General features: G+C 66.2%; 17 protein-coding genes. 1 reads left to right on the forward strand and 16 read right to left on the reverse strand.

What is annotated here, in order from left to right; translation table 11 throughout:
* On the forward strand, positions 1–211 hold a 211-nt coding region (locus BT98_RS24490), incomplete at its 5' end, for an ATP-binding protein (protein WP_037250982.1).
* A gap of 911 nt (positions 212–1122) precedes the next feature.
* Here BT98_RS24490 and BT98_RS0114460 read toward each other — a convergent pair.
* The 16 genes from BT98_RS0114460 to BT98_RS0114535 all read right to left on the reverse strand — a co-directional run bounded on the left by BT98_RS0114460 (position 1123) and on the right by BT98_RS0114535 (position 22421).
* Positions 1123–2208 (reverse strand): ABC transporter ATP-binding protein, encoded by a 1086-nt coding sequence (locus BT98_RS0114460; protein ID WP_019462996.1) that lies wholly within the window; start codon positions 2206–2208, stop codon positions 1123–1125.
* A 66-nt stretch (positions 2209–2274) separates the two neighbouring features.
* Entirely contained in the window at positions 2275–3585 is a 1311-nt protein-coding gene (melA, locus tag BT98_RS0114465) for an alpha-glucosidase/alpha-galactosidase (protein WP_019462995.1), read from the reverse strand.
* 34 nt (positions 3586–3619) lie between these two features.
* Positions 3620–4477, reverse strand: a complete 858-nt coding sequence (locus BT98_RS0114470; RefSeq protein WP_019462994.1) for a carbohydrate ABC transporter permease — start codon at positions 4475–4477, stop codon at positions 3620–3622.
* On the reverse strand, positions 4474–5406 hold the full coding sequence (locus BT98_RS0114475) for a carbohydrate ABC transporter permease (RefSeq protein ID WP_019462993.1): 933 nt from the start codon (positions 5404–5406) through the stop codon (positions 4474–4476). The genes BT98_RS0114470 and BT98_RS0114475 overlap by 4 nt, the downstream gene beginning before the upstream one ends.
* A gap of 37 nt (positions 5407–5443) precedes the next feature.
* Complete coding sequence (locus tag BT98_RS0114480; RefSeq protein WP_019462992.1) at positions 5444–6739, reverse strand: ABC transporter substrate-binding protein; 1296 nt, start codon at positions 6737–6739, stop codon at positions 5444–5446.
* A 53-nt stretch (positions 6740–6792) separates the two neighbouring features.
* Positions 6793–7881, reverse strand: a complete 1089-nt coding sequence (locus BT98_RS0114485; RefSeq protein ID WP_075822395.1) for a LacI family DNA-binding transcriptional regulator — start codon at positions 7879–7881, stop codon at positions 6793–6795.
* Positions 7882–8128: 247 nt separating this feature from the next.
* Complete coding sequence (locus BT98_RS0114490) at positions 8129–9592, reverse strand: GntP family permease (RefSeq protein ID WP_019462990.1); 1464 nt, start codon at positions 9590–9592, stop codon at positions 8129–8131.
* A 4-nt stretch (positions 9593–9596) separates the two neighbouring features.
* On the reverse strand, positions 9597–10718 hold the full coding sequence (locus BT98_RS0114495) for a patatin-like phospholipase family protein (protein ID WP_019462989.1): 1122 nt from the start codon (positions 10716–10718) through the stop codon (positions 9597–9599).
* Positions 10719–10790: 72 nt separating this feature from the next.
* Entirely contained in the window at positions 10791–13838 is a 3048-nt protein-coding gene (locus tag BT98_RS0114500) for an efflux RND transporter permease subunit (RefSeq protein ID WP_019462988.1), read from the reverse strand.
* Entirely contained in the window at positions 13835–14977 is a 1143-nt protein-coding gene (locus tag BT98_RS0114505) for an efflux RND transporter periplasmic adaptor subunit (RefSeq protein WP_019462987.1), read from the reverse strand. The genes BT98_RS0114500 and BT98_RS0114505 overlap by 4 nt, the downstream gene beginning before the upstream one ends.
* Before the next feature lie 373 nt (positions 14978–15350).
* A complete protein-coding gene (locus BT98_RS28445; RefSeq protein ID WP_081798606.1) occupies positions 15351–15767 on the reverse strand; it encodes an asparaginase domain-containing protein in 417 nt (138 codons plus the stop codon).
* Positions 15748–17433, reverse strand: coding sequence for an MFS transporter (locus tag BT98_RS24495; RefSeq protein WP_202801241.1), 1686 nt, complete (start codon positions 17431–17433; stop codon positions 15748–15750). The genes BT98_RS28445 and BT98_RS24495 overlap by 20 nt, the downstream gene beginning before the upstream one ends.
* A gap of 27 nt (positions 17434–17460) precedes the next feature.
* A complete protein-coding gene (gene glsA, locus BT98_RS0114520) occupies positions 17461–18477 on the reverse strand; it encodes a glutaminase A (protein ID WP_019462985.1) in 1017 nt (338 codons plus the stop codon).
* A 642-nt stretch (positions 18478–19119) separates the two neighbouring features.
* Positions 19120–20217 (reverse strand): AraC family transcriptional regulator, encoded by a 1098-nt coding sequence (locus BT98_RS24500; RefSeq protein ID WP_019462984.1) that lies wholly within the window; start codon positions 20215–20217, stop codon positions 19120–19122.
* 339 nt (positions 20218–20556) lie between these two features.
* The gene (locus BT98_RS0114530; protein WP_019462983.1) at positions 20557–21621 is read right to left on the reverse strand and encodes a glycosyltransferase family 4 protein; all 1065 of its coding nucleotides are present in this window, start codon (positions 21619–21621) and stop codon (positions 20557–20559) included.
* A gap of 8 nt (positions 21622–21629) precedes the next feature.
* Positions 21630–22421, reverse strand: a complete 792-nt coding sequence (locus BT98_RS0114535; protein ID WP_027297259.1) for a UDP-2,3-diacylglucosamine diphosphatase — start codon at positions 22419–22421, stop codon at positions 21630–21632.
* Between the last annotated feature and the right edge of the window lie 160 nt (positions 22422–22581).

Genomic DNA, 22581 nt, shown 5'->3' on the forward strand with positions numbered 1-22581 from the left:
CAGCAAGCTCTACGAGCGCACCAGCGTCGTGATCACCACCAACCTGAGTTTCAGCGAGTGGGGTGGCGTGTTCGGCGACGCCAAGATGACGACGGCCTTGCTCGACCGGCTCACACACCACTGCCACATCCTGGAAACCGGCAACGACAGTTTCCGGTTCAGGAGCAGTTCGGCCGAACCCAGGAACAGGAGAGCTAAAACACCCGCTTGACCCACGACCAGAGCCCGCGGGACATATCCCTGCACGGGTCAGTTCTCGATGAAAACCCCGGGTCAGTTCTCAGCGAAACTCAACATCAATGAGTTGCCTTGAGCCCTGGCTTTGAGGGCACCGCTACTCAGCAGGGCAACCGCTGGGACTGCGAGAACGGCGCGACGAGACAGTCGGATGCTTTTACGATCCAAGACTTGAATCTCCGTGGTGCGGTGTTGCCTTGTTGGCATGATGAAGCCGGCGCGCTCCGCCAAGGCCGACGGTGTCGCAAAATAGATTGCTGCATGGTAATGGGTGGATGGTCAACTGCTTCGTGAAAGAAGCTACAGCATCTGACTGAATTTCAGTCTATCATTCCTTCAAAGTATCCTCAGGTTATGACAAGGTAAATTTCCAAGAAACTTTAGTGAAATTTATTAATATTTACTTCAGAAATACTTTAGGGTCCAGTAGATATCCAAACCTGCAACGGTCCGGTCATGAGGTTCAGGTGCCTGTTTGAAAGGCTACTGATGCCAGCATCGGAGGCATAGAGAGTTGGACGTCCAGAACGGCGCCGGGCTCTGCGCCCCATGGGACGGCTTCCAGGCGGACGGGCTGCCCGCAAGCCGGCTATCACCGGGCCTTGTGGACTTACGTTTTCGGTAAAGCGCAAGGAAGTGACCCTGGTGCAAGGGCTGGACGATGCCGCGTGCCGCACTCGCGGCAGCGCGGTGTACTGATGCCGTTGCCACAGCCCGAAGGATGGCCGGCATTCACGCTGGAGAATCCCGGAGGCCACGCTCCCTGCCTGCTGCTATGCGGACATGCCAACAACCGCACTGGCGACCATTCCGTGACAGCCCCGCATCGTCCGGCCCGCCGAGACTACCGACGGTCCAGAACGACGGGCCTGTTTCCGGCCATGATCAAGGGGACCGGGGCACCACCTGCTCCCCATCCAGGCGGAAGAGATGGGCCAGCGACACGTTGAGATGCAGAGGCACGCTCTCACCAGGCCTGGGCTTCTGCTGGCCCTCGAGCTGGGCGGTGATGGGCTGCCCATCGGCCAGGGTTCCATAGATCAGCGACGAGCCACCCAACTGCTCGACGAGCTGGACCCTGGCATCACCGAGGCACGTGCCGTCGCCACCGAGGCGTAGGTGCTCGGGCCTGATTCCGAAGCTGCAATCTGCCTCGCCCTGCCAGCGAAGATGCGGCAGGGGCAGCACCGTGTCGCCCAACGACACCTGGGCCGTGCCATCCCGCGCTGGCCGCAGGGTTGCCTGCAGGAAGTTCATCTTGGGGCTGCCGATGAAGCCCGCCACGAAGCGGTTGACGGGGTTGTTGTAGAGTTCGAGTGGCGAGCCGACCTGTTCTACCTTCCCACCCCGGAGGACCACGATCTTGTCCGCCATGGTCATGGCCTCGACCTGATCATGGGTCACGTAGATCATCGTGTTGCCGAGTTGCTGGTGCAGCTTCGCAATCTCCACGCGCATCTGTACGCGCAACTCGGCATCGAGGTTCGAGAGAGGCTCGTCGAAGAGGAAGATCTTGGGCTCCCGCACGATGGCGCGGCCGATGGCCACGCGCTGACGCTGCCCGCCGGAAAGCTGCTTCGGCTTGCGGTCGAGCAGATGATCGAGCTGCAGGATCCCGGCGGCGCGGCGGACCCGCGCGTCGATCTCCGACTTCGGCATCCGGGCCGTTTCCAACGCGAAGGCCATGTTCTTGTACACGTTCATATGCGGGTAGAGCGCATAGGACTGGAAGACCATGGCGATGCCGCGCTGCGCCGCCGGCACGTCGTTCATCACCTCCCCATCGATGCGCAGGGCGCCTTCGCTGATGCTTTCCAGCCCCGCGATCATGCGCAGCAGGGTGGACTTGCCGCAGCCCGAGGGGCCGACGAAGACCACGAATTCCCCATTGGTCACGGACAGGTTCACGTCCTGGATCACCGCGTGCTCAGCGAAACGCTTGTGGACATGTTCCAGGGTCAGCCAGCTCATCCATCTCTCCCCTTCTGACATTCTGGTATGGGCGGGGCGGACCTTTCCGCCCAGCTCGGCGCTCCGTCAGGCGGCCATCGCTTCCGAACGGACCCCCAGGGGCATGGCCGGACCATGCGCCGCGATCAGGTCATCCACCATGCTGCGGATCTCCCGCAGCGACAGCACGCTCGCGGCATGGCGATCGAGCACCGCGGCGCGATAGACCGCATCCCGGTCACCTTCCAGCGCGGCACGGACCGTGAGCTCCTGCACGAAGACATGCGGCGCGCAATGAGCCGCCAGTTCCGGGGGCAGGGTCCCGACATGGCAGGCACGCAGTCCGTTGCGGTCCACGATCACCGGCACCTCGACGCAGCAGTCGCGCGGCAGGTTCTCGATCAGCCCGGTGTTCCGGACGTTGCCGTAAATGAGCTGAGGCTCGCCCGTCACCATGCCGTTGATGATCGCGGCGCCGTACTCGTCGCTGCGCTCCAGCGGGAAGCTATCGCCGGCCAGCAGCTTCTGCCGCGTCTCGGCATAGCGCCGCAGGTTGCGCTCGCTGCGGCGGACATACTCGTCCACTGGCACGTCATACTCGGCGATCTGGTCCTCGCGGCGGAGGAAGTAGGGCGTGTACTCCGCGGTGTGCTCGCTCGATTCGCTGACGAAGCGCCCCAGATGCTCCATCAGTTCGAAGCGGATCTTGTCCTTGGCGAAGATCTCCGGGTTCCGTGCCGCACGGCGGAGCTGCGGGTAGGCGTCCTTGCCGTCGATCTCCAACCGCAGGAACCAGGTCATGTGGTTGATGCCGGCGCAGTCGTAGCTGAGACGCGAGCGGTCCACGCCGAGATAGGAAGCGAGGTCGCGCGCCGTGTGCTGCACGTTGTGGCAGAGCCCGACCACCTGCTGCTCCGGAAAGGCCCTGTAGACCGCCCAGGTCAGGATGCTCATCGGGTTGGTATAGTTCAGCAGCAGGGCGCCGGGGCAGACCGCCCGCATGTCGCGCACGAGGTCCATCATGAAGGGGATGGTCCTCAGCCCACGGAAGATTCCGCCGATGCCCACCGTGTCGGCGATGGTCTGCTTGAGGCCGTACCGGCGCGGGATATCGAAGTCCAGCAGTGTCGCCTGGTGCATGCCGATCTGCACCATGTTGATCACGAAATCCGCGCCTTCCAGGCAGCGGCGGCGGTCGGCGTGCTCGGTAACGGCGGCCCCGGCAGCGAACTGCCCGGAGGTCCAGCGCGCCATCATCCCGGCCGTCTCCAGGCGCTCCGGGTCGATGTCGTGCAGCGCGATCTCGCACTCCTTCATTGAAGGAAGGCTGAGGATGTCCGTGAGCAGGTTCTTGACGAAGACGACGCTACCGGCGCCGATCATGGCGATCTTTGTCATGTTCTCTTCTCGGTTGATGAGGGTCGGAACGGGTTCACTTCAGGCCGGTGCTGGCGATCCCCTGCACGAGGTAGCGCTGGAAGATCAGGAAGATGAGCAGCATCGGCAGGAGGGAGATCAGGGCCAGGGCCATGACGCCGCCCCAGTCCGGATTGGCTTCGCCGCGCAGCAGGTTCAAGCCGAGCGGCAGGGTGAAAAGGTCCTGGTCGGTCAACACCACCAGCGGCCAGGCGAAGTCGTTCCAGCGCCACATGAAGGTGAAGATCACCAGCACGGCGATGATGGGCTTGGAGAGGGGCAGCACGATCCGCAGGAAGATCCGCATCTCGCCCGCGCCGTCCAGGCGCGCGGCCTCCAGCAACTCGTCCGGGATGCTCACCATGAACTGGCGCACCATGAAGACGCCGAAGGCCTCCGCCGCGCGGGGCAGGATGACCCCCCAGGGCGAGTTCAGCAGGCCGAGCCAGGACACCACGAGGAATTCGGGCACCAGGATCACCTGGATCGGGATCATCAGCGCGCCCAGGATCGCGAAGAACAGAACATCGCGCCCGGGGAAGCGGAACTTGGCGAAGACATAGCCGCAGAGCAGGTTGGCGGAGACCGTGATCACCACCGCCACCACCGCGATAAAGGTGGAGTTCAGTGTCCAGGTCAGGAAGGGATGCCGTTCCCAGATGTTGCGGAAGTTCTCCAGCGTCAGGACCTGCGGGATGAGGCTGACCACGGGCTGGAAGACCTCCGAACGAGGCCGGATGGCGGTGGCGAGCATCCAGTAGAGCGGGAAGATCATGGCCGCCGCGCCGAGGGCCAGGGCGATCCAGATCAGCACGGTGCCGGTCCGGCGATGGCCGGGGCGCGAGGCGCCCGTTTCCAGGGTTGCGCCGCTCACAGCACGTTCTCCGATTGGCGGCTCATCCGCCACTGGATGATGGTGAAGCCCAGCACGATGGCGTAGAGCACCACGCCGATGGCGCTGGCATAGCCCATCTCGGAAGTCGTGAAGGCAGACTGGTAGATGTACTGCACCAGCATGGTGGTGGAGAAGCCCGGTCCGCCGCCGGTCATGACATAGATGAGGTCGAAGACCTGGAAGGAGTGGATCACGCTCAGCACCAGGAGAAGGAAGGTAGCCGGCCGCAGAAGGGGAAGGGTAATCTTGCGGAACTGGCGGAAGGGCGAGGCGCCGTCCATCGCCGCGGCCTCGTAGTACAGGGCTGGAATGGATTGCAGGGCGGCGAGATAGACCACCATGCAGAAGCCCACCCGCACCCAGAGGGTCGCCAGCACGAGAGAGGGCAGCGCCCAGTTCGGCGAGGACAGCCAGGGGATGCGATCTCCGCCCAGGCGCACGACCAGGGAATTGATGACGCCGTAGTGCTCGTTGAACAGCCAGGCGGCGATGATGCCGGTGGCAACGGCCGAGACGACGACGGGCAGAAAGTAGACGCTGCGCAGGAAGACCCGGCCCGGTAGTTGCCGGTTCAGCGCCACCGCCAGCAGCAGGCCGCCCGCCATGGTGGTCGGGACGGAAGCCAGTGCATAGGCCGCGGTATTGAGCAGGGCGTGCCAGAACTGCGTGTCGCCCAGCAGCCGGCGGTAATTGGCGAGGCCCGCATACTCGGCATCGCCGATCAGGCTCCAGTCATGGAAGCTGATGTAGAAGGCATAGAGCAGCGGAAAGAAGCTGAAGGCGCTGAACAGCACCAGATTGGGGCTGATGAAGGCATAGGCCGTCATCCAGGGGCGCCGGAAGGACCGGCGCGCCCGTACCGCGGCGGAGGGATGCGCGGCGCTTGTCAGGACCAGGCTGCTGGGCATGGTTCGCCTCTGGGCAGGAGGGGGCGGGTCAGGGGGTTCAGTCCTTGAGGACGCTGCGGATGGTGCTGTCCACGTTCTCGGCGGCAACCTTCGGCGTCTGGCCGGAGGTGAAGGTGAGATCCAGCTGCTCGGCGAGCTTCGCATTGATGCGGCTGAAATCCGGCAGCGTCACCGTGGCCGCCAGATGGTCCGGGATGGTGCGCGACTGTTCCACGAAGACCTTCATCGCGTCGGGCCGCAGCGGATAGTCGAGCGTACCTTCCATCAGGCTCTTCCGCACCGGCAGGAAGCCGCCCGCGAGACAGAAGTCGCGCATATTGGCCTCGGTGGTGGCGAAGCGGAGGAAATCGATGGCCACGTCGCGGTTCTTGCTGTCGCGTGTGACGGCTAGGCAGTTCCCGCCTAGATCGGACGCCATGGACAGGTCGCGTGGCATGTAGGTGACCCGCCATTCCGCCCGCGTCATCGCTTCCTGCAGGAAGGGAATCTGCCAGTCGCCATGCACCATCATGCCGATCGTGCCGTTGGCGAAGAGGTTCTGCGTTTGCTCGTTGCTCTTGATCGAGGTGGTGGGCGGCACGAGCTTCTCGATGAACCAGGACTGGGTCCAGGCCAGGGTCTCGATGCCTTCGCGTGAGGAAAGTTGCGGCTGGCGCAGATCCGCATCCAGCAACCGGCCGCCATGCTGGTAGAGGAAGGGGAGGAAGCGATAGGCGGCGGTGTTCTGCCAGGCGCAGGCGAAGCCGAAGGGCGCCTCGGCCTTCTCCTTCAGCAGCCGCGCGATGCGGATGAACTCCTCCCAGCGCCAACTGTCCTCCAGCCTGGAGGGCAGCTCGACGCCGATGCGCCGGAACATCTCCATGTTGCAATAGACAGCCAGGGTGTCGGTGTGGTGCGGTATGGCGAAGGACTTGCCGCGGTAGGTCGCTGCCTTCCACAAGGCAGGCGCGAACTGGCTGTCCATGCCGGCGTCCAGCTGCCCGCTCAGATCGACGATGGCCCCCGCCTTCGCGTAGCGGCCCACCTGTTGGTACTGGATCCGGATGAGGTCCGGGGCCTGCCGGCCGGCGAGGCGCGTATCCACCTGCTGGTAGAGCTGCGCCGAGGAGCCGTTCAGCTCCAGCCGGATGGAGACGTTCGGGTGCTGCGCGGTATAGCCCGCGATCAGCCGCCGGAAGGCCTCCTCCTCCGCCCGGTTGCCCCAGACGGCGAAGTTGAGGTTCACGGCGCCCTGTGCCCATACCGGCCGGGCCGCCGCACCGGCCAGCGCGATGCCGGCCCCCAGCAGGCTCCGGCGGCCTGGCCGCCATCCCGTCGCGTATGTCTGCTTCATGGTCCGTCCCTCTCTGTCCGGCCGCTTTCCGCGGCTCGTCACCTCACGCCGCGCTAGGCGGCCACACCCTCCAGCAGCCCGCTCCGTTTCAAGCCACCGCAGGATTCGCGTATCAGAAGCCGCCCTGGCAGGAGACTGTGCGGTTCCGGCCGCTCCACCCCTTCCAGGCGTTCGATCAGGCTGATGGCAGCCTGACGGCCGAGTTCCTGCCGCGGATGTTCCACCGTGGTCAGTGTCGGGTTGCCGAAACCTGTCAGCGCAATGCCGTCGAAGCCGACCACGGCCATGTCCTCCGGTACGCGGAGCCCATGGCGGCGCAAGGCGTGCAAGACGCCGATCGCCATCTGATCGTTGAAGACGAACAGTGCCTCGGGGCGCGGCGAAGGCAGTGTCAGCAGACGCCCGACCGCCTCGACACCGCCTTCGGGGCTGTTCGGCACCTCGATCTCCCAGGCGGGGCGATGCTCCAGCCCGGCCTCCAGCAAGGCGCGCCGGTATCCGTGCACACGCTCCTGCCGTCGCAGAGGATGGCTCTGATGGGCGCAGACATGGCCGATCCGCCGGTAGCCGCAGTCCAGCAGATGCCGGGTCGCCATGTGTCCGCCGGCTTCGAGATCCACCCCGACGCAGGGAATGGATGCGTCCTCGCCCTGATCCTGCAGAGTCACGCAGGGAAACCCCTGTCGGGTCAGGGATTTCAGCTCCTCCCAGATCGCCTGCGTGGGCGCCGAGGTGATCACGCCATCCGACACGCCACTCCGCATGCGCGCAACGGCCCGCAGCTTGTCGGCTGCGTCCTGCGCGGCCAGGATGTCGAGGAGATAGCCCTTCTCCTGCGCCGCCCGCTGCGCCGCGCCCATCACCTCGGCGAAATAGGGGTTGCTCAGGTCAGGGCAGATGAAGGTCAGGGTGTTCGTGCGCCGCCGCCGCAGGTTCCGGGCGACGGAATTCGGCGTGTAGCCAAGTTGCAGCGCCGCTTCCCGCACGCGCTGCTGCGTTGCTTCCGACAGGCCGACCTTTCGGCTGGCGTCATTGAGCACCAGGGAAACGGTGGTCTGCGACACGCCAGCGAGACGCGCCACGTCCAGGCTGGTCGCGGCGCCTGTGCGCCGAGGACGTTCCTGCGACCTCCCCCGGACCATAATCCTCGCTCCTAATACGTATTAGAAAGAGCTTATGTCTTATATATGACCAATGTCAATGGTGTTTTTCGGGGCTGATCCGTTACACGTCTTCTTCCATCGGACAGGGACAATGGATGCGACTTGCCGTTGTCAGGGCTGCCGTGCCGAACATCACCGCGATGCGTAGCAGAAGCACCGGCAAAAACCGGGCCTCCAGCTCCGGGAAGACCGCCCCCCGGCGATCTGCTGAACCGTAGCAAGCGGATCAGAAGGAGCCGATCAGGCCTCCCAACACGATCACGATCACCAGGGCCACGAGAGCACTGACAACGCTGGACATGAAGATATCCAGGTAGCTGTTCCGATGACTGGAGCCGCAGACCGCGAGGAGCGTCACCACCGCTCCATTGTGCGGCAGGGCATCCAGCGTACCGGCACCGATCACCGCGACACGGTGCAACAGACCGGGATCGATCCCCTGTTCGGCGGCGATACGCAGATAGGTCGGGCCCAGCGTGTCGAGCGCGATGGTCAACCCGCCCGAGGCCGAACCCGTCAATGCCGCCAGCACGTTCGTCGCCACCGCCAGCGAAACCAGCGGCCCCCCGCCGATGCCGAGGACCTGGTCGCGCACCATCTCGAAGGCCGGCAGGGAGGCCACCACCGCGCCGAAGCCGACCAGGCTGCCGACGCCGAGGACGGGCAGGACGGCCGAGTTGGCGCCCGCGTCCAGCGTCGCGCGCAAGGAAGGCAGGTTGGCGCGGTTCAGCAAAACCACCGCCACGCAGGCCGCGAAAAGCGCCACGACCACCGACCAGACACCCGCGACCGCCTCGATCGCGGTGCCGCCCCAGCGCGGATCGGCCAGGAAGCCCGTGTCCATACGTGGCAGGACGACCGCCGTCATCAGCAGGTTGACCACCAGCACCACGCCGATCGGCGCCAGGGCGGTCCAGAAGCCCGGCTCGCTCCGGCCGTGCTCGCCGCGGTGGATTTCGGCCGGATCGAACTCCCCCGAGACCGCCGCGTGCTCGCGGACCACGGAATCGCCGGCTGCCCGCTCCGTGGCCTCCTGTCCGCCGGCGCCCGACAGCCGGTAACCCTCCCCGGCCCTACGTGCCTGCCTCTCGCGGTAATCCAGCCACCAGAGTCCGGTGGCCGCCATGACGAGAGCGGCGATGATGCCGAGCCCGGGCGCCGCCCAGGGCGAGGTGCCGAAGAAGGGCATCGGAATGGCGTTCTGGATGGCGGGCGTGCCCGGCAGCGCCGACATGGTGAAGGTCGAGGCGCCGAGCATGATCGTTCCCGGCATGAGCCGGTGCGGGATATCCGCGGCCCGGAACATCGCATGTGCCATCGGGGCCAGCACGAAGAAGGCCACGAAGAGGCTCACGCCGCCATAGGTGACGAGCGCGCCGGCCAGCACCACGGACAGGATGGCCCGCTTGGTGCCGAGCCGGGCCGTCATGCCGTTGGCGATGGCGGTGACCGACCCGCTGTCATCCATCAGCTTGCCGAAGACTCCGCCCAGCAGGAAGAGCGGAAAGAACTGCGCGATAAAGCCCGCCGCGCCGCCCATGAAGGTCTGGGTCCAATTGGCGAGCAACGGCTCACCGGCGAAGCCCGCCGCCACGAGGGCCGCCGCGGGTGCGAGGAGAAGCACGCTCCAGCCCCGGAAGGCCAGCCCCATGAGAAGGGCCAGTCCCAGGAGGATTCCGAGAAGACCCATGGGTTCAGACACCCTCCAGCAGCTTGTTCAGGTCCGCGGAGGAGCGGCGGCCGATCTTGTCACCATTCTCGGCGAGGAAACGCTCCGCCGTCCGCCTGCCCTCGTCGCGCAGAAAAGTGAGGAACTCCCATTCCGCGTTCAGCTTGGAGGAGTAGCCGAGATCGATCATCACGGGGCTGGAGAGGAGATGCACACGGAAGCTGGCCCAGCGCGCTCCCTCCACTCGCCTACTGTCCAGCTTCGCCGGGCTCTCCGCGACGACTTGCTGTAGCAAGGCGATCATGCGGAGCTCCTTGATGATCGTGGCGTTGAAGGAGATCTCGTTCAGCCGGTTCTGGATCTCGGTTGCGGAGCGGGGCGTGCCGGGCCGGTCCACCGGGTTGATGGCCACCAGCAGGAGATCATCAGCCGAACCGCCATCGCGGACAAGGGGGGTGATGGTCGGATTGCCGGCATAGCCGCCGTCCCAATAAGCTTCGCCATCGATCTCCACGGCCCGGAAGAGGGTGGGCAGGCAGGCCGAGGCCATCAGCGCCTCGGGCGTGACCTCGGCGTTGCGGAAGACCCGGCCCCGGCCAGTGCGAACATTGGTGGCGGTGACGTAGAGGCGCTGCCGGGCATGGGCCAGGCGGCCGAAGTCGATGGTTTCGGCCAGAACCGCGTTCAGCGGGTTGCCGCCAGTCAGGTGGATGTCATAGGGCGAGACCAGGCGGGCCATCATGTCCATTGCCAGGAAGGCCGGAGAGCTATCCAGCGACCAGCGGCCCAGCAGGATGTCGAGCGGACCGCGCCTGAGGGGGCTCAGCAGTGCTGCCCGGGCCACGGCGCTCCAGAAGCGTTCCAGCGCCGCCCTCGCGCCATCGCGTCCTCCCTGTTGGTAGCCGGCCACCAGGGCAGTGGCGTTCATGGCCCCGGCCGAGGTGCCGCTGATCGCATCGATCTCCAGCCACGATTCCTCCAGCAGCCGGTCCAGTACACCCCAGGTGAAGGCGCCGTGCGAGCCTCCACCCTGCAGGCCGAGATCGATGGCGACAGGATCGCGCGGGCTGGCTTTCGGAGTGGCCTCCCCGGGCTGCGATGCCGTCCCGTCCTTGGAAGCGTCTGACGTGTTGGATGTCTTGCTCATACGGGGCTCCATGCTTTCCGGTGTGTGGACAAGCGGGAAGGCTGTTCGGCGGAACGGTTGGCCGTGGCCGGATCAGCCTGGTCGCGCCGCAACCCGCCCTTCGAAGCAGGTCACATAGAGCACCGGCAGGAAGATCAGCGTGAGGATCGTGGCACCAAGGAGGCCGCCCATGATGGCGAAGGCCATCGGCCCCCAGAACACCGTGGGCGTGATCGGGATCATGCCGAGCACCGTGGAGACGGCGGTCAGCATGATCGGCCTGAAGCGGGAGGTGCTGGCCTCCAGCGCCGCCTCGGTGACGCTGCGTCCCGCCTTGCGCTCGGCCTCGATCTGCGTGACCAGGATCACCGCGTTCTTGGCGATCATGCCCATCAGCGACAACACGCCCAGGATGGCGACGAAGCCGAGCGGGCTGCTGGACAGGAGCAAGGCGGCGGCGACGCCGATCAGGCCCAGCGGCACCACGCTCAGCACGATGAGGAGCCTTGAGAAGCTCTTCAGGTGGAAAATCAGCACGGTGAGCATGATGAACAGCATCATGGGCACAACCGCCTTCACCGAGGCCAGGGAGTCGGCGCTTTCCTCGACGATGCCGCCCGTCTCGATCCGGTATCCGGGCGGCAGCGCCGCCACCGCCGCGGCGATCCCCGGCTCCAGGTCGTCCACCACGTCGTTGGGCAGCACGCCCCGCGGCAGATAGGCCTGAACCGTCAGCGTGGGCACGCGGTTCCGGCGCATGATGATCGGATATTCCTGATCGTAGTCGAAGGTGGCGAACTGGCTCAGCGACACCGTGCGCCCCCCGGGGATCGGAATTTGCAGGGTCCGCAGAGCATCGACCGACATCCGTTCGGCCTCGACCGCCCGCACCACCACGTTGATCAGGTAGATGCCGTCGCGCATCTGCGTCACCGTGGTGCCGGAGATCGCCGCGTTCAGGGCGCTGGCCACCGCCGCCGAGCTCAGCCCGAGGCGCCGGGCCTCGTCCTGGTCCACCCGGACACGAAGCTGGCGGGCGGGCTCCATCCAGTCGAAGCTGGTGCCGCGCGTGGAGGGATGCGCGGCCACCACCTTGGCCAGGTTCATCGCCAGATCACGCACCTTGTCCGGATCGTCGCCGGAGACGCGGTACTGGATGGGCCAGCCGACCGGCGGGCCCAGTTCCAGCGGATAGACGCGGCCGACCACATCGGGGAACTGCTCCGGCAGCAACTGCTCCAGCCGGGTCTCCAGCCGGTCGCGGGATTGCAGGCCCTTGGTGATCACCACGAGCTGGGCGAAGAAGTTGTTCGGCGGCTGCACATCCAGCGGCAGGTAGAAGCGGATGGCGCCGCGGCCCACATTGGTGCTCCAGCGCTCGACATCCGCGTCCTTGGCCAGAATGGCCTCCAGCCGCGCCGCCGTTGCGTCGGTCGCGTGGATCGAGGCGTTCTGCGGCAGGGTCAGGTCCACCATCAGCTCATAGCGGTCCGAGGGCGGAAAGAACTGCTGGCTGACGAAGCGCATGCCAAAGACCGACAGGGCGAAGAGCCCCACTGTCGCGGCGATGGTCAACCACCGCCAGCGGATCGCCCCCCCGAGGAAGGAGCGGTAGATCCGCACCAGCCGCCCGGGCTCGTTGGAGGTTCCTGGCTTGGGCGGCCGCAGGATCAGCACGCCGAGCAGGGGAGCGAAGATCACCGCGACCAGCCAGGACACCAGCAGGGCGATGGTGACGACCGCGAAGATGGAGAAGGTGTATTCGCCGGCCGAGCTGCGGGCGAAGCCGATCGGCACGAAGCCGGCGATGGTCACCAATGTGCCCGCGAGCATCGAGAAGGCGAGGGCGCGGAAGGCGTAGGTGCCGGCCGCCTCCTTGCTATCGCCCGCCGCGAGCCGGTTCATCATGGCGTCCACGGTGGTCATGGCGTCGTCCACCATGAGCGCCAGGGCGATGATCAGAGCACCCAGGGAGACGCGCTGAAGGTCGATGCCGGCGACCTGCATGATGGGAAAGACGATGGCGAGCGTCAGCGGGATGGCCAGGGCGACGATGGCGCCGGCCCGCAGGCCGAGGCTGACAAAGCTCGCCACCAGGATAATGGCGATGGACTGCCAGAGGGAGTCCATGAAGTCGGCGATGGCCAGTTCGACCGTCCGCGGCTGCTCAGCCACCGAATGCATCTCGATCCCCACCGGCATGTCGGCCATGACGCGCCGCGCCGCAGCATCGATGTTGCGGCCGAGCTGCAGCACGTCACCGCCGTCGCGCATGGAGATGCCGAGGCCGATCGCTTCCCGCCCGTTCGCGCGGAACATCGGCTGGGGTGGGTCGGCATAGCCGCGATGGACCTCCGCGACGTCGCTCAGGCGCAGGATGCGGTTGCCCATGGAGAAGTTCGTCGCCCGGATGTCGTCCTCGGATTCGAAGGAGCCGGAGACGCGCAGCAGCAGCCGCTCCTGCCCACCCTCGATGGTGCCGGCGGGTGAGATCAGGTTCTGCGCCTGCAACGCGGCGATCAAGGCGTTCCGGTCGATGCCCAGCCCCGCCAGCTTCTCCATCGAGAACTCGATGAAGACCCGCTCATCCTGAGCCCCGATGAACTCGATCCGGGAAACGTCGGGGACCTTCAGCAGTTCCGAACGCATCTCCTCCACATGGTCGCGCAGCTCGCGATGGGTGAAGCCGTCCGCCGTGAAGCCATAGACGATCCCGAAAGTATCGCCGAAGTCATCGTTGAAGAAAGGGCCCTGAATGCCGGGCGGCAGGGTGTGGCGGATATCACCGATGTACTTGCGGACCTGATACCAGGTGTCCGCGACCTTGGCGCCCGGCGTGCTTCCCAGCAGTTCCACATAGATCAGGCTCTGGCCAGGCTGGGTGAAGCTGCGCAGCCGGTTCAGGTTGGGCGTTTCCTGCAGTCGGCGCTCCAGCCGCTCGGTGACCTGGTTCAGCGTGTCTTTCATGGAGGCGCCGGGCCAGTTGGCCTGCACGATCATGGTGCGGATCGTGAAGACCGGGTCCTCCGCCCGGCCCAGGCGCAGGAAGGACAGGGTGCCGGCCAGCACCGCGACGATCATCAGATAGACGACGATGGAGCGGTTGTTCAGCGCCCATTCGGAAAGGTTGAAGGGCTTCACCGCGCACCGTCCCTGGCCGCAGCCTGAGGGGCAGCCTGCCCATTGCCGAGCAGCCGGACCTTCTGGCCGGGCCGGAGGGTCTGCACCCCCGCGGTCACCACCACCTCGCCCTCCTGCAGTCCATCGGCGATGATGGCCCGCGCGGCGTCGTAGCGCGCCACCTCGACCGGGCGCAGGGCAACGGTGGAATCCTGGCCGTTCACCACCCAGACCGCCGGGCCCTGGCTGCCCCGGGTCAGGGCGGAGGCCGGGACATCGATGCCGCTCACTCCGCCGATCTGGATGCTGCCATTGACCGTCGAGCCCAGCCGCAGGGCCTCCGGCGGATCGATCAGCCCGACCCTTACCCGGAAGGTCCGTGTCACCGGATCGGCTTGCGGCGAGATCTCCCGCACCCTTCCGGTCGTCCTGACCGATGGGTTGCCGCTCAGTGACACCGTGACCAGCGGGTCGGGTCCTGCCTGCTCCATCAGCCGGGCAGGCACGTCGAACACCGCGTCGCGGCCACCTTCACGGGCCAGGGTCACGATGCGCTGTCCCGCCGCCACGACCTCGCCCGGCTCGGCGCCACGGGTCGTGACAACGCCGTTGGAATCCGCCACGAGATCCGTATAGGCGAGCGTCGTCTCGGCGATGTTCTCCTGCGCCAGGCTGGCATCCACCTGGGACTGGGCGGCCTGCAGGCGCCGGACCGCGTCGTCGTAATTAGCTCGGGTGGTAAAGCCGCTGCGCAGCAGCTGGTTCTGCCGGTCGTAGTGGTTGCGCGCCTGCACCAGCGCCGCCCGCGCCGCTGCGGTGGCCGCCCGCGCGGCCCGCAGGTTGTCGCGCGGCGTGCGGTCCTCCAGCCTTGCGATGATCTGGCCGGCGCGGACTTGGTCGCCGACGTTCACGTTGCGCTCGATCATCCGTCCGCCGATGCGGAAGGCTAAGCCGACTTCCTCAGCCGCCTCCACCTGCCCGGTCAGCGTCACCGCCTCGCCACCCGGCTCCAGCGATGTGGTGATGGCACGAACCGGCCGCGGCGGCTCCGGCGGTGGCGGCTCGGCCGGGCCGCAGGCGAAGAGAGCCAGGAGGCTGGTGAGTGTCAAACCCGGCCGCAGCAGCCTCGTCGTGGTGGCGGGTCCGAGTGCCTGCGGCATCCTGGGGCGTCTCCGATGCAAATGCCGCTGAATCATGGCGATCGCGTCGGCCCACGCCGATCGCGCCGGCCACTGTTCCAATGCATCGGGAACCTTTTCCCTGTGCGTCCGAAGACAACCATGGTGCGCGCCGCCTCCATCTGTTTTGCAGGTTTATCGACAAGGCCCTCGACATAAACATGTTCCAAATGCGTTGGACCGTCCCAGATGTGATGGTCCGCTAAAGGCACGGCCCGGGAGCGTCTTGTACTCCGGTTCGTTCGGCGCACGCCGCACCGTTCCCCGGCCTGTTCACAGAACTCTACTGATAGGGCGCGAGGGCCTCGTCGGGAGGAAGCCCAGACCCTGGCCGCAGGGCGAGGCCGAGCAGCAGTCAACACGGCCAGGGCGCCGAGCCCGCGGGCCTGCGACGGAGCCGCCGCCTGGACAGCGCCGGGCAGGTTCGCATCACGACCGGCTTATCGCCTGTCACCGGCACGTCGAGGAGGAACGCGGATTCCTCGATCGTGTCCGCACCCTGGATGATCACCGCGCCGTCGAAGCCGACCTGGAAGCCGGCTTCGATAACCCTTGTCACTGTCAGCAGATCCTCCGGGGAAGGGGCTGAGCAGGCGCAGGGGCGAACGGGCCTCGATCTCCGCCAGCCCCGAGAGGGCCGGAACAATGGCCACGAGATCGGTGCCCCCCCGGTTTCGACGCGATGCCCCTCCCCTTTCCCGGCACTATAGCGATGGTGCCGCCCAGGGACAGGATCAGCGTTCGAGGCAGGCTCATAGGGCGGCCTCCTCATCCTCCCTGATTGCCGCCACGGTAGCGCCAGCGGCCGGGACAGGCGGATGCGCCGGGATCTCGCCAGGGCGGTAGGCCGGAAGCCGTCCCGCCGGAAAGATGGCGAGAAGCGAGACACAGGCCATCACCAGCAGGCCGATCTTCAGGGCCCGGAGGCGGGATTCGGCATTGATCCGGACGGCTTCCTGTACGACCTCGGGGGCCGCACCGGTACGTTGCATGATCTCCAGCAAATGGTCGTTGCTGACGAAGTTGATGCTGTCGAGGTCGATCTGCGACACCACCGCCGGCGGCAAGCGCGGATTCTCCGCCACACGGTAGAGGATGGCGCTGCTCAGCAGTCCAACCAGCAGCGCGCCGGCCAATGCGGTGCCGACACCGGCCGCCAGATTCTGCGTCGTGCCACGTAGGGACCCGACATCGCCCGCCAGATCCTTGGGCGCCGCGGTGACCAGCACATTGAAGACCAGCGTCACCAGGGCCCCCTGGCCGATGCCGAATGCGATCAGCCCGAACATCACCGCCACGGCCGACCAGTCGTTGCGGACCACCCAGGCAAGCCAGAGCAGCGCCAGGGTGCAGAGGATGAAGCCAAGGCGGCCGATCTGGCGCGGTGCAAGGAAGGGATACAGGCGCACCACCAGCATGGCGGTGAAGAAGACGGTCAGGTTGAAGGGCAGCATCGCGATCGCCGTCTCGATCGCCGTGCGGCCCTGGATGATCTGGATATAGAGCGGCACCGAGAAGTTCAGCATCGCCTCCAGCGCCACCACGGCGAACATGGCATAGACTGCGGCCCGCTCCTGCCCCGAAGTGATGACACGTAGATCAAGCAAGGGCGTCTGGCCGGCTGCCTGGCGCCGCCGTGTCCAGACAATGAAGCCCTGGAGAAGCACGATGCCGATGACGATCATCACCGGCGCGGGCGAAAGGCCCAGGAGGTCGAAGGGCGCGCTCGGCCGGGCGATGCCGAGACCCCAGCGATTGAGGTTGTTGAAGCCGAAGACGGTCATGACGATCGCGGCCGCGGCCAGGATGACGCCGACCCCGTCGATCTTCACCTCGGGCCGCGGTTCCTCCGGCTTCAGGCGGAAGCTCAGGAAGAACACTAGTGCCGAGGCAGCGATCAGGATGCCGAAGACAGGCCGCCAACCGATGAAGGTGCCAAGCAACCCGCCGATCAGGAAGGCCGCCATCCCGGCCCCGGCCCGTGCCGAACCCAGCGTGCCGACAGCGGTCGCTTGTTGCTGGCCATGATAATGGTTGGCGATGAGCGCCACGAGGGCGGGCACGATCACTGCTGCCGCCAACCCGGCAAGAAGCTGCGCCAGCAGCATCACCGTTGCCACCGGGCTCACCACCATCAGCACCTGCGCCACGCCGAACAGGGCGACGACGATGCGGAAGACCTGGGTGGAGCCGAAGCGCTGCACGAGCTTCGCGCCCAGCATGACGAAGCCCGCCACCGACAGGGAATACATCACGATGCCCGTGGCGATCGTGGTCGGCGGCACGCCGAAGCTGTTGACCATGCCTGCCAGGGACACGGGCAGGGAAGCCACATTGAAGGACATGATGGCCTGGCCAAGGGCGATGGCGATCATGGGCACCCAGGATGACCGAGCCTCGGGGAGCGTGTCGCCCAACGTCGTCGTTGTTTTATCCATGGACATCCCTTTCTTGCGAGCCCTGCATCACCGGTGGCTGGCTTCGATCGGCCGCGAGGCAAATAGATTGAGGCCGAGGCGCTCCGACAGGAACTTGGTGGCAAGCTGCCCACGGACGCTGTTGCCTGCCCCGTCCAGTGGTGGGGAGAATGTGCCGAGTCCCCCCTTGCCCGGAGCGATGGTGACGATGCCCCCGCTGACCCCGCTCTTGCCCGGCAGTCCCACTTCGTAGAGCCAGTCGCCGGACTCCTCGTAGAGCCCGGCGGTCGCCAGCACCGCCAGGATCCGCTTGCAGTGCTCCTCGTCGATCACCCGCTCGCCTGTCAGCGGGTTTACCCCGCCATCGGCGAGGGTCGCGCCCATCACTGCAAGATCGTGCGCCGTGACCAGCAGCGAACACTGCCGCGTGTAGATATCCGTGGCCTCCAGGGCGTCGAAATACATGCGCTCGTAGCCCTCCAGCAGTTTGGCGATCCCGCGGTTGCGAAGGTTGGTGGCGGCCTCGGACTCGTAGATCTCCGAGTCCATCTTCAACTCATGCCCGGCAAACCGGGATAGGCCCTCTTGGATGAAGTGCCACTTCGCCTCGGCCGTATCGCCGGGAGCCAGGCTGGTGGTTGCGATGGCACCGGCATTGACCATCGGATTCATGGTGCGGTCGGTATTCAGTTCCACCGCCATCACCGAGTTGAAAGGCAGGCCGGTCGCGTTCACGCCCACCCGCTCCCTGGCCGGCTCGGCACCGATGGCCTGACAGATCAGGGCGAAGACGAAGGGCTTGGAGACGCTCTGGATCGAGAAGGCATGGTCCACGTCGCCGACGGTGTGGACGGCCCCGTCCGCCTCCACCACGCACAGGCCGAAGAGGTCTCTCGGAACTTTCGCCAGGGCAGGAATGTAGTCCGCGACCACGCCGTCATCGTTGCTTCGAAAGCGATGATGCGCTTCCTCCAGAAGCTCATCCACCCTCTCGGGCGGAGGCAGGTGCCCCGTAGAGACCGAGGTCTGGTCCCGGGATTCGCCGCCGAACAATTCCTTGTGCATTCCATCCATCTCCCTGGCGTCGCCGCAGCGCAAGATCGTCTAGGGCGCGATACGCAGGCTCCGGCCACCTTCAGCTTACGCGTGATCAGGATCGAGCCGCTGCCAGCGATGAAGATTGCGGGCCGACCCCATTCCGCGATCAGGGCCTCCCGCGCCTTCGCGAGAGCCAAACCCTTGATGGGACAACGGATCGCCCGGCCGGCGCCATGCTCCTGGAATTCCAACCGGCAATCCGCCAGGATCCGGACCCTGCTCGAAGACGAGGCGGAAGAGGACCTTGGCAGAGGCGGTGGGGTCCATGGAAATGGAGCAGGACGAAGAGCTTCTCCAGGCTCGCCTCCAGTTCGGAACCAGTGCGTGCCAGGCCCTGATCCAGCTTCTCCATGGAAATTCCACCTTCCTCCTTGCAGGCCAGCCGGAAACCAGCGGGGCTACGGCAGGGGTCGCCGCCTCGACCGACGGCCAGTTCCGCGATCTGTACCTTCGACCGGTGACTTCCGCCGGCCCGGCCGCGACAAAGATGAGGTTGGTGAGAGGCCGCATGTCCGAGAAGGCTAGTGCTTCTGGCAACCAGCGATCATGGGCCATGGATGCCGCCACTGTGTGGCCCGTCCCAGGCTGGACTGGAAGGGCCTCTGGCGGTCATGCTGGCGGCGCCGCAGCCCCACGCCTGTCGCCGGCACCGAGCCGGCGAAGCAGGCCGCCGAAGTCGAGGCCGAAGGATGTGGAATGCATGGTCTCCGCCCCGGCGGCCCGGAGGCCCTGCTGGCCGGCCGAACGTGCCTCGCCCGGCGTGTAGCCGAACTCCCGCCGAAAAACCCGGCTGAAGGTGGAGGCGTCGAAGAAGCCCACCCGCTCACCGATCTCGCCCACCGAGAGGCGGCACCCGCGTTCCGAGAGCATCGCATGCGCCATGTGCAGGCGCTGCCCTTGTATGTAGTGGGCCACGCCGCCATGCGGTTCGAAAAGCCGATAGAGGACAGAACGCGAGACACCCGCCAGGCGGCAGATTCTCTGGGGGTCGAGCGTGGCGCGACCGATATTCTGTCGGATCACCTGTCTTATTCGCTCTATCTGGGCAGTCGCCTTGTCCACCGGCGAGACGGCCTTCGGCGCAATGCCGGTGAGGAGGCAAGCCGCGATCATGGAACGCGTCGCCGTGGCCAGAACAGGCACCTGTTCCGGCGTCATCGCCGACAGGCGTCGTTCCAGCAGCAGCAGGTAGTCCGCCAGGAGAGCCGCCCCGGGGGTTTCAAGCACTCCAGCTCCAAGCGCGGCCAAGCCCACCGAAAGCTCCGGGAAAGCGTCGCGCGGGATGTAGAGCGAGAGCCAATCCGCATTGGTCCGGTCGCTCTCGGAAGGCTCGCCGAGCGAGAACAGGGCCGGCACGCCCGGGCTGGTGACGAAACAAGCCGAGGCGGAGCGGTACCTGGACGCACCGGTCCGGGCCACACGCACCACCCAGTGGTCGATCGAGTCGCGACGGACCTGCCGGGCACTGCGTTCGATCGACACGCCCGGTGCCGTGTTACGGCTCAGGGCCAGGGCACCGAAGGACCAGATCACGTTGCGGCCGGAGAAACTCGGGTCCGCCTCTCCCATCGGTGTGATGATGTTGAAGGACTCGTACTTGCTCTGCCACAGATCGAGACGGCGGTTCGGCTCAACGAGGTCGGTCGAGAAGACCACCGGTTGCAACGGGCTCGAATCCGTCCCGCAGGACGCGATTGGCTGCTCCATCCCCGCCGGTCCATCCATGGGGGATCTGGCGCAGTGCTGCAGAGCGTTCGCGCGAGTCATTACTCTGAACTCCAGGCCGTGGTCGCCTCAGGACATGTCCACCATCAACAGACATCATTTCGGAGCCGATGTAATGGGCCGTTACAGGGCTCGTAGCATGCTGACGACCTCACGCTTCCGGGGCCAGGGTAACATTCGTGCCATCGTTCCCAGTGCCGAAGTGACTTCCATGGCCCGGCTTCAGGACGGGTCCGGAGGCATGTTCCTGCCTTCCCGGGACAGACATGGCCCATCCGATGGTGCAGAAGCAAAATGCCAGGCTTGCGGAGCCATAGGTTTTCAGCCGAGTTGGGCGATGGGGACCAGGGCAGCCCGGAGGAGCGACTTGCATCGGCCCCAGGACCAGCCTTCCGCATGGTCCCGACAGGCCGCGCGATCCACGACAAGGGCGGCGAGACACGCGGCGCGAAGATCCTCGTTCATGGCGCCAACGGGCGCGGCCACCCCGCCCAGCACATCCAGCGGCCCCGGAACGGGGAAGGCGGCGACAGGCGTTCCGCTCGCCAGGGCTTCCAGCATCACCAAGCCGAAAGTGTCGGTGCGGGAGGGAAAGACCATCACATCCGCATCCGCGTAGCAGGCCGCCAGCGCCTCTCCGTGCAATTGGCCGAGGAAACGCACTTCCGGGAAGCGGGCATGGAGCGCCGCACGCCGCGGTCCATCGCCCACCACCACCTTTGAGCCCGGAAGATCGAGGTTCAGGAAGGCCTCGATGTTCTTCTCCACCGCCACCCGGCCGAAGCAAGCGAAGACTGGACGCTGGAGCCCGGCATAGGGGTCGAGAGGTCCATCCCGCAGCCCTGGCCGGAAGCGTTCCAGATCCACCCCACGCGTCCAGAGCTGGAGGTTGCGGAAACCACGGCCCTCCATCTCCCGCAGCAGGGAGGGAGTCGCCGCCAGGGTTCCGGCGGAGGCAGCATGGAAGCGGCGCAGCACGGCCCAGGACCAGCTCTGCGGCACACGGGCCCGCAGATGCAGGTAGTCCGGAAAGCGGGTGTGGAAGGACGTCGTGAAGGGCCAGCCGCGGCGGCGGCAGACCGCCCGCATCATCCAGCCCAGCGGTCCTTCCGTGGCGATATGGATGGTCTGCGGACGAAAGGCTTCCGCCTGGGCCTCGACCGCTGCGCGGGAGGAACAGGCAAGCCGGATCTCCGGATAAGAGGGCATAGGCAGGGAGGTGAAACGGTCAGGGCCCAGGATCTCGACCACGTCGCCATCGCGCCGGAGAAGATCGGCGACGGTCCGCAAGGTCCGCACAACACCATTCACCTGCGGTTCCCAGGCATCCGAGACGATCAGGATACGCGCGGGCGTCTGGGGGAGCAGGCTGGGCAGCCCGTCCATCCGCCGCATCAGGCGGGCACCGGCTGCGCGGGCGGCGTGGCCAGGCGATCGCGGACGGAACAATCGAGGAGTTCGAAGCGTCCGTCGGGATGCTCCACCAGGGCGGTGCAGGACTCCACCCAGTCTCCGGTGTTCATGTAGGTCACGCCGCCGATGTCGCGCATCTCGGCATGATGGATGTGGCCGCAGATGACGCCGTCATAGCCGCCGCGCAGTGCCTCGTGCGCCAGCGACTCCTCGAAGCGGTCGATCGCCTTGACGGCTTCCTTCACACGCCGCTTCAGCCATTGCGACAGCGACCAGTAGGGGTATCCCATCCGCCGCCGGGCGGTGTTGAACCAGCGGTTCAGCAGCAGCGCCGCGTCATAGGCCCAGTCGCCCAGATGGGCGAGCAGCGGCCAGTAGCGCACCACGCTGTCGAACTCGTCGCCATGCATCACCAGCAGCCGGCGGCCGTCGGCGGTGACGTGCTCGGCCTGCTGCACGAGGTGGATGCCGGCGACCTCCAGCCCCACCCAGTCGCGGAACATCTCGTCGTGGTTGCCGGGGATGTAGAGGATCTCGACACCCTCGCGTGCCTTGCGCAGCAGCAGGCGGATCACCTCGTCATGGTGGGCGTCCCAGTACCAGGACTTCCGCAGGCGCCAGCCATCCACGATGTCGCCCACCAGCACGATCCGCCCGCAATCCATGCCGCCCAGGAAATCCAGCAGCAGGTCGGCCCGGCTGGCGCGAAGGCCGAGATGCAGGTCGGAAAGGAACACCGTGCGGTAGTGGCGCCTCACGAATGTCTGTTGCATCCGATGCCCGGTAACCCGTTATGGCGCCGGTATAAGGTCTCGGTTGCCGCCGGAGAGTGAAGATTCGTTGAAGGGTCCGGGTCAGAACGGATACGGCCGCCCTTTCCGCGTCCCTCTGGCTGCGCCCGCCCAGGTGGTCCATCCTCGTGCCTCCCCTGGC

Source organism: Roseomonas mucosa ATCC BAA-692 (assembly GCF_000622225.1).
In the GTDB taxonomy this organism is placed as follows: Bacteria; Pseudomonadota; Alphaproteobacteria; order Acetobacterales; family Acetobacteraceae; genus Roseomonas; species Roseomonas mucosa.

Bases quoted from the DNA above. Each gene is read 5' to 3' on its own strand.
- BT98_RS0114460 (WP_019462996.1), bottom strand. From the start codon at position 2,208: ATGAGCTGGCTGACCCTGGAACATGTCCACAAGCGTTTCGCTGAGCAC.
- melA (WP_019462995.1), bottom strand. From the start codon at position 3,585: ATGACAAAGATCGCCATGATCGGCGCCGGTAGCGTCGTCTTCGTCAAG.
- BT98_RS0114475 (WP_019462993.1), bottom strand. From the start codon at position 5,406: ATGCCCAGCAGCCTGGTCCTGACAAGCGCCGCGCATCCCTCCGCCGCG.
- BT98_RS0114480 (WP_019462992.1), bottom strand. From the start codon at position 6,739: ATGAAGCAGACATACGCGACGGGATGGCGGCCAGGCCGCCGGAGCCTG.
- BT98_RS0114485 (WP_075822395.1), bottom strand. From the start codon at position 7,881: ATGGTCCGGGGGAGGTCGCAGGAACGTCCTCGGCGCACAGGCGCCGCG.
- BT98_RS0114490 (WP_019462990.1), bottom strand. From the start codon at position 9,592: ATGGGTCTTCTCGGAATCCTCCTGGGACTGGCCCTTCTCATGGGGCTG.
- BT98_RS0114495 (WP_019462989.1), bottom strand. From the start codon at position 10,718: ATGAGCAAGACATCCAACACGTCAGACGCTTCCAAGGACGGGACGGCA.
- BT98_RS0114505 (WP_019462987.1), bottom strand. From the start codon at position 14,977: ATGCCGCAGGCACTCGGACCCGCCACCACGACGAGGCTGCTGCGGCCG.
- BT98_RS28445 (WP_081798606.1), bottom strand. From the start codon at position 15,767: ATGAGGAGGCCGCCCTATGAGCCTGCCTCGAACGCTGATCCTGTCCCT.
- BT98_RS24495 (WP_202801241.1), bottom strand. From the start codon at position 17,433: ATGGATAAAACAACGACGACGTTGGGCGACACGCTCCCCGAGGCTCGG.
- glsA (WP_019462985.1), bottom strand. From the start codon at position 18,477: ATGCACAAGGAATTGTTCGGCGGCGAATCCCGGGACCAGACCTCGGTC.
- BT98_RS24500 (WP_019462984.1), bottom strand. From the start codon at position 20,217: ATGGAGCAGCCAATCGCGTCCTGCGGGACGGATTCGAGCCCGTTGCAA.
- BT98_RS0114530 (WP_019462983.1), bottom strand. From the start codon at position 21,621: ATGGACGGGCTGCCCAGCCTGCTCCCCCAGACGCCCGCGCGTATCCTG.
- BT98_RS0114535 (WP_027297259.1), bottom strand. From the start codon at position 22,421: ATGCAACAGACATTCGTGAGGCGCCACTACCGCACGGTGTTCCTTTCC.